Below are 7,270 nucleotides of genomic sequence, written 5' to 3' on the forward strand. Positions count from 1 at the left end.
CTCAGTAAAAAGGAGATTACTATGACAATTACAAAAACTTCAAATGGTTCTTATCGTTTAAAACTCTATGTTCCAACAGAAGCTAGACCTTCTTTGGGAATTTCAGGACATTACTACGATAAGCGTTTTAAAACAAAAAAGGAGGCTAAAGAAGCTGAATTACAAATTTTAATAGATATTAACACTATCCAAAAAGGGGGTGCATTACCACATCAAGCAATCAATGGCGATATTCTCTTCAAAGATTTTTATCATAATGTCTGGTGGGAAGCCTATAAAGCAGGTCAAACGACTTCAACAAATAAACCACCCACTCTTCCAACAGTTAACAATACAGAAACTGTTTTTAGATTACATATTTTACCAATATTTGGAAATTATTCCATTAAATTTTTAAATCAGAATAAAACGGTTGTTTTAAATTTGATGACTGCTAAAGCAAATGAATATGCCAATTTCAAGGTCATACGTAGTTATGTTAATTCTATTTTTGACTGGGCAGAGGAATTAGAATATATTGAAATGAATCGCCTATCTAAAACAATCAGTCGTATTAAGGCTACTAAAAAAATCAAATTACAAGAAGCTAAGCGTGATGAAGATTTATACCTTACTTTAAGTGAGTTACGGGAATGGTTTGAAATGTTCCAAGAGGACCTAGAAAACAAAAAATTGTCGCTTAAAGACTATGTTTTATTTTTTACAACTTTTATCTTAAACGACCGTAAATCGGAAAGCTATGCTTTACAGTGGAAACATATCTCCTTAGATATATCTGAAATTGGTTTAATTCAAGCCTTGGATAAATATAAGAAGCCTAAGTCTACTAAAGGAGAAAAGAAAACAATTTTTACTATTCCTCAAGAGTTAACTGTTCTCTTATATCAATGGAAAATTCAACAAAAAGCAGAATTAGCAAAATTTGGTATCATTCAAACTCCAGAACAATATGTCTTTACTTATATTGACACTAAAGGCAATGTGAATAGCCCTCTGCATGCAGATTACCTTAATAACAAGATGAAATCTGTAGAACGTCGCCATAAAAATCTTAGACATGCCACTCCTCACATGTTAAGGCATACTGGTGCTACTTTAGCTAAGAAGGCAGGAATGTCTCTGGAATCCATTTCAGAAGCTTTGACACATAGTGATTTGAGTACAACAAAGATTTATGTTAATACTTCAAATGTTGTTCCACTTAGTGCTGGCGAAACTGCTTACAGAGAGCTCAAAAATAAATAAGGTAAAAATAAGGTGAATTTTGAGGTGAGTTTTTCAAAAAGTACACGAAAAAACACCCAATGAGGTAAACATTGAGTGTCTGTAATCGTTGCTGTAAAGCTGTTCTTAACGTTTTGAGAATTGTGATGCTTTACGAGCTTTCTTAAGACCTGGTTTCTTACGTTCTACCATACGAGCATCACGAGTAAGAAGGCCTGCGCGTTTCAATGAATCGCGGAAGTCTGGGTCTACTTGAAGAAGGGCACGAGCGATACCGTGACGGATAGCGCCTGATTGACCAGCGTAGCCACCACCATTAACGTTTACGAAAACGTCATATTGACCAACAGTTGAAGTAACTGCGAATGGTTGGTTGATAACCAAACGAAGGTCAGCGTGTGGGATGTACTCTTCAACATCTTTTTTGTTTACAGTGATTTTACCAGTTCCTGGAACAAGGCGAACGCGTGCAACAGCGTTTTTACGACGTCCAGTACCTGCATATTGTGCTTGTGACATACTTTATTGTTCCTTTCCTTAGATAAGTCCTGAAATATCAAGAACTTCTGGTTGTTGTGCAGCGTGAGTGTGCTCAGCGCCTACAAATACTTTCAACTTCATACCTTGAGCACGGCCAAGAGTATTGTGTGGAAGCATACCTTTAACTGATTTTTCGATCAAACGAACAGCGTTCTTAGAGCGAAGTTCACCAGCAGTGATAGACTTCAGACCACCTGGGTACATTGAGTGAGTGTAGTAAACTTTATCAGTTGCTTTTTTACCAGTCAATTTAACTTTTTCAGCGTTGATAACGATTACGAAGTCACCTGTATCAGTGTGTGGTGTGAATGTTGGTTTGTTTTTTCCACGAAGTACGCTTGCTACAACTGCAGAAAGGCGTCCAAGAGGTACATCAGTAGCGTCTACTACATACCATTTACGTTCAACTTCACCTGGCTTAGCCATGTATGTTGTTTTGTTCATGATTTCTCCTATATGAATATCGTTTTTGTTTACAGGGCGGATGTTCCGGTCCGCGGGTTATTTGAAAGGTTCCGGGGCCTTACAAATGGGGTAAACAATACCGCCTACTATCATACCAAATTTTCTAACCAAAAGTCAATATATTTGACGTAATTATTTGTAAAATAACGATTTTATATGAATTCTGAAAATTTAAGTTTGAGCTTCACTGCCAATGCTAAAGAGTCCTAGGGTACCTGGGCCTGTATGCGTCGAGATGACTGGGCCGAGAGGCATGATGAGGACTTCTGTGACCTGTCCAGAAGCCAACAGCTGCTCCTTGATATTTTCAGCAACTTCTTTTTCTCCCGCATAAGCGATCACTACCCGCGGATCAGCAATATCTTCCAGCGTCATGCGAACGACTTCAGCCTGCGCCTTCTTCTTACCACGAACCTTAGCAACAGAATCCAGAGTCCCATCTCCTTTAACGGCGATAATCGGCTTGATGTTGACCAAGCTCCCCATAAGCGCAGCAGTTTTGGAAATCCGACCGCCTCGCATGAGGTGATTGAGGTCATCAACCAGAAAATATGTCTTGACCTTAGGCACCAAGCTCTCAATCAAGTCTGCTGTCTGCTCCAAGGTCTGGCCAGCCGCTCTAGCCTCTGCTGCCTTCATGACTAAAAGTCCTTCACCCATAGAAGCCGCCTTGGTATCAATGATGCGAATCAGTGCATCTGGAAAATCTTCCAAGACTATCTCCCGCGCCATGACAGCACTCTGATAAGTACCTGATAGAGCCGAAGCAAAGGCTACATAGAGAACTGGTGTCCCTTCCTTGGCATAGCTACGAAAAACATCCTCAAACTGACCAACATTAATCTGGCTGGTCGTTGGCTTACTGCCGGTCTCCATCTTAGCTAAAAGCTGGTCACTGGTCAGCTTGTCTGGTCCGACTGTCTCATAGGTCTGACCGTCCAGCTGAATGGTCAGGCCCAAAACCTGCACATTATTTTCTTGAGCCCAGCTTTCCAACAAATCTGCCGTTGAATCGGTTAAAATTTTAAAGGTCATCTTTTTTCTCCATCATTTTTTGTAAATCGCGCAAAGATTGGCTGTCTAAAGGTCGCAAGGGCGGTGTTTGCAAGTTAATTTGCCCGCTCAGCTGATTGAGGTCTGACTTGGTAACAGCTACCCGCTTTTCTAATTCTCTAGCAGATACTCTCAAAGCCCCTTGGGCAAAGACAGTCCACTGCTCATTGAGATCGTTGGTCGCCACCGACACCTGATTTTTTGGTGTATTGAGCTCAGCTGCCAAGCGCTCGATATAGTCATCCGCCGTTTCCTCCTCCTCAGTGAAAACGACCGTCACATTAAACTCCTCGTAGGTCTGCCGAACTCCCGGCATATACTGGGCATCAAAGACGCAGATAACTTCCAGTCCTTCAAAGCTGGCATAATTGCTGAGTTTCTGAAGCAGAATCGTTCGTGCAGCATCTAACTCTCCGCGGTTAAAGTAAGGACGAGTCTCCCGCCAAAAGGCCGTCATATTGTAGCCGTCCACCAGTAAGATTTTTCTTTTCATAGGCGATTGCGAAAGACTTCATACATGAGAATAGCCGCTGCGACACTGGCATTGAGGCTCTGGACATGCCCATTCATAGGAATGGAAATCATCTCGTCCACCTGCTTTTTGATATTGCTTGAGATCCCCTTACCTTCGTTGCCGATGATGAGGGCCAGCTTGCCTGCTGTATTCCACTTATGAGAAGGCGTCCCCTGCATATCCGTCCCGAAAATCCAGAAACCAGCTTTCTTGAGCTTGTCCAGGGTCTGGCTGAGATTGGTCACACGGGCAATGGGAATATGCTCAATGGCACCCGTTGAAGTCTTAGCAACAACTGGTGTCACTCCAACCGCTCGATGCTTGGGAATGATGACTCCTGCCACATTGGTCGCATCAGCCGTTCGCAAGATAGAACCTAGATTGTGCGGGTCAGTCAGCCCGTCCAAAATCAGCAAGAGAGGATTGTCTTCCTGCTCTGCTTTTTTCAAAAGTACCTCGAAGTAAGTATAGGTGAACTCCGCCACCCGCAGAACAAAGCCCTGGTGAACAGCTCCATCAGTCATTTCCTGCAAGGTCTTCTTAGGCGTCCATGAGATGGAGACCTTTTTTTCCGCTGCTAAATCCTTAATTTTATCGACCTTTTTACCACGAAGGTCATCCTGAATATAGAGTTTATTTCCAGTGTTAGCTGCGAGAGCCTCTGTCACCGCATGCACACCGTAGACAATATCATTTTTTTCCATAGGTCTAGTATAACACAAAGGCGCAAAAAATGGCGGCCGGATTTATTCGGGCGAGACAGATTTCTGCTCTGATAAAACGCAATCAGCCAACTCCAACTTTCACCACCAGTCATGCTATAATAGAAAGAACTCTAAAAAAGGAATCTCGCACTTATGTCTCTCCTCCAACGCACCATCAAATTGACATTGGCTACCTGCCTCGCTGCTTGGCTGGCTGACTTTTTAGGTCTTACCTACTCAACTTCAGCTGGGATCATTGCCATCCTCAGCGTCTCTGATACCCGCCGCAGTACAGCAAGGCTGGCTGGAAACCGCTTTTTGTCCACCCTGCTGGCTCTGGCTATCGGAAGTCTGGCCTTTCACTTTCTAGGTTTTCATCTCGGAGCATTGGCCATCTATATCGCGATCTATGTGCCTCTGGCCTTTCGGCTTGGCTGGGAAATCGGCATCACACCCAGCACCGTCCTTGTCACCCATCTGCTCTTAGAAAAATCCACCTCTTGGTCTCTGCTTGGCAATGAACTAGCTCTATTTCTTATTGGAACTGGTTTTGCACTCCTTGCCAATCTCTATATGCCCTCGCGTCAGCAAGAGATTGACAGTTACCATGAGCAAGTAAAGGAACAGCTGAAAAAGATTCTCCTGCGTTTTGAATATTTCTTAAAATCTGGAGACGGCCGAAATGATGCGACTCTAATCAAGGAATTAGATGACATCCTGCAAGAAGCCTTACAACTGGTCTATCTGGACCATTCCAATCACCTCTTTCATCAGACCAACTACCATATTCATTATTTTGAAATGCGGCAGGCGCAAAACCGCATCCTGGAAGACATGGCCGGTAACATCAACAACTGCCAGCTGGCAGCCAGTGAAAGCTTGATTTTGGCTCGCCTCTTCTCCAAGACAGCCCAACAGCTCAGCCAAGAAAATCCCGCTCGAGATCTCTTGGACGAGATTGAAACCTATCTGACTGTTTTTCGCAAACGCCCGCTCCCTAAGACCCGTCAGGAATTTGAAACCCGCGCCATGCTCCTGCAGCTCCTGCGAGACTTGGAGACCTTTATTAGAATTAAGGTGGAATTTTATCAAAATTACCAAAAGGTGCAAGCAAGTTAGCTCTACGCTATTTCCAATAAATAATAAAAGGAGTTGAAAAATCTTCAACTCTTTTTCTTATTAATCAAAGGCGATCGCTCATTCTTTTAAGTGATAAGAATAACTTGCAACCACGACATCCTCATACCATTTCAGATAGTATTTCAATTTCAAGCTCATCTGGTTATGCAGGACATTTTGCCATCTCTTTTTAGGTATAAACTGAGGTACTAGGACTGTCACTGTTCGTCCTTCTTTTTTAGCTCGCTTGGCCACCTTAATCACATACTGAACTGTCGGACTAATGATATTGCGATAGCTAGTCGTGACTGTCTCAAATCGAATATCAGGAAAGTAGTCAGCAAACTCCTCGGCGACTTCGGCATCCTTTTCAGCAGTCTCCGCTGTTGAAACGTGCATTGCTACGACTTCATCCCCGATACTGCGAGCATAGCTCATCGCACCAACACTGACTCGGGTGACATTCCCGACTAGGACAATTACTGTATTGCCAGTGTAGTTCTGACGCTCGATGTGATCCTGCAATCTCAGCTGTTTTGCAACTCTATTATAGTGCTGTTTGATAGATAAGAACAGCCAAGTCAAGACGATGATAATAGGGAAGAAGGGCCAGATATCTCTGAGACGAAATAAGAGCAAAATAAGGACAATCCCGTAACAAATGATCGCTCCAAGGATATTCGCAATCGAATGCTTCAAGAAATTATTTCCATATTTTTTCTTCCAATGGACAACCATACCAGTCTGTGAGAGAGCAAAGGGTACGAATACACCAATGGTGTACAGGGGAATCAAGCGCTCTGTATTTCCCTCAAAGATACACAAAAGAGCAATCGCTCCAAACGCCAAAGTGAAAATGCCATTAGAATAGCTCAGACGATCTCCTTTTTCCATGTACATATGAGGCATGTATTTGTTCTTAGCCATATTGTAGGAGAGCATCGGAAAAGCTGAAAAGCCTGTATTGGCTGCCACTGCTAAGATCAAAGCTGTTGACAATTGGAAAACATAGAACAAGATACGACCAAGAGGAGAAGTCCCCAAAATTGCTTGCGCCATCTGAGCCAGGGTCGTTACACCTTTGACAGGCACGATACCAATCCAATAATTCAAGAAGGTAATGCCCGCAAACATGATGCCTAGGATTAAAGCCATAATCGAGAGGGTAGCTGCGGCATTATGGGCTTTTGGTTTCTTGAAAAAGGGAACCGAATTGGAAATAGCTTCCACTCCTGTCAAGGAAGCAGAGCCGCTGGTGAAAGCACGAAGCAGTAAGATCAAACTTACTCCAGCAATCGGACTACCAATCCGCGCGGTTGCGTGATAGTCTAAATTTCCTGTCAGGATTTGCACAAAACCAAAACCAATCAACAATAAGGTGCTGACAATAAAAAGATAGACAGGAATCATCAAGGAAGTGGCCGATTCTTTTAATCCTCGGAGATTCATTAGCATCAACAAGAGAACTAGGAAAATGGAAATATGTAAATTGTAAGGATGTAAGATAGGAATTGCAGAGGTAATTGCGTCCGCTCCAGAAGCGACTGAAACGGCTACTGTCAACATGTAATCTACCAGCAAGCTTCCGCCAGCGATCAAACCTGCTGTTGGAGATAGATTTTCTGTCGTCACCATATAAGCTCCTCCTCCT

General features: G+C 43.0%; 8 protein-coding genes. 2 read left to right on the forward strand and 6 right to left on the reverse strand.

All coding sequences use genetic code 11. From position 1 onward, the window contains the following. Nucleotides 1-21: 21 nt before the first annotated feature. A complete protein-coding gene (locus STRDD04_RS07345; RefSeq protein WP_062201041.1) occupies nt 22-1,245 on the forward strand; it encodes a site-specific integrase in 1,224 nt (407 codons plus the stop codon). A 105-nt stretch (nt 1,246-1,350) separates the two neighbouring features. Here STRDD04_RS07345 and rpsI read toward each other — a convergent pair whose 3' ends face one another. From rpsI to rlmB, 5 genes are all read right to left on the reverse strand, one after another. After that, entirely contained in the window at nt 1,351-1,743 is a 393-nt protein-coding gene (gene rpsI, locus STRDD04_RS07350) for a 30S ribosomal protein S9 (protein WP_015605730.1), read from the reverse strand. Nucleotides 1,744-1,761: 18 nt separating this feature from the next. Next, entirely contained in the window at nt 1,762-2,208 is a 447-nt protein-coding gene (gene rplM, locus STRDD04_RS07355) for a 50S ribosomal protein L13 (RefSeq protein ID WP_003026230.1), read from the reverse strand. Between the two features lie 192 nt (nt 2,209-2,400). Then, nucleotides 2,401-3,264 (reverse strand): DegV family protein, encoded by an 864-nt coding sequence (locus STRDD04_RS07360; protein WP_062201044.1) that lies wholly within the window; start codon nt 3,262-3,264, stop codon nt 2,401-2,403. After that, the gene (locus STRDD04_RS07365) at nt 3,254-3,775 is read right to left on the reverse strand and encodes an NYN domain-containing protein (protein WP_062201047.1); all 522 of its coding nucleotides are present in this window, start codon (nt 3,773-3,775) and stop codon (nt 3,254-3,256) included. Before STRDD04_RS07365 ends, STRDD04_RS07360 begins: the two co-directional genes overlap by 11 nt. After that, a complete protein-coding gene (rlmB, locus tag STRDD04_RS07370) occupies nt 3,772-4,500 on the reverse strand; it encodes a 23S rRNA (guanosine(2251)-2'-O)-methyltransferase RlmB (protein WP_062201050.1) in 729 nt (242 codons plus the stop codon). Before rlmB ends, STRDD04_RS07365 begins: the two co-directional genes overlap by 4 nt. 153 nt (nt 4,501-4,653) lie before the next feature. Here rlmB and STRDD04_RS07375 point away from each other — a divergent pair, with 153 nt between their 5' ends. After that, nucleotides 4,654-5,619: an aromatic acid exporter family protein gene (locus STRDD04_RS07375; protein ID WP_062201052.1), complete on the forward strand. Its 966-nt coding sequence runs from the start codon at nt 4,654-4,656 to the stop codon at nt 5,617-5,619. Between the two features lie 78 nt (nt 5,620-5,697). On the opposite strand, the gene STRDD04_RS07380 is transcribed toward STRDD04_RS07375, so the two are convergent. Continuing rightward, on the reverse strand, nt 5,698-7,270 hold a 1,573-nt coding region (locus STRDD04_RS07380; RefSeq protein ID WP_231853912.1), incomplete at its 5' end, for an APC family permease.

Source organism: Streptococcus sp. DD04 (assembly GCF_001578725.1).
In the GTDB taxonomy this organism is placed as follows: domain Bacteria; phylum Bacillota; class Bacilli; order Lactobacillales; family Streptococcaceae; genus Streptococcus; species Streptococcus sinensis.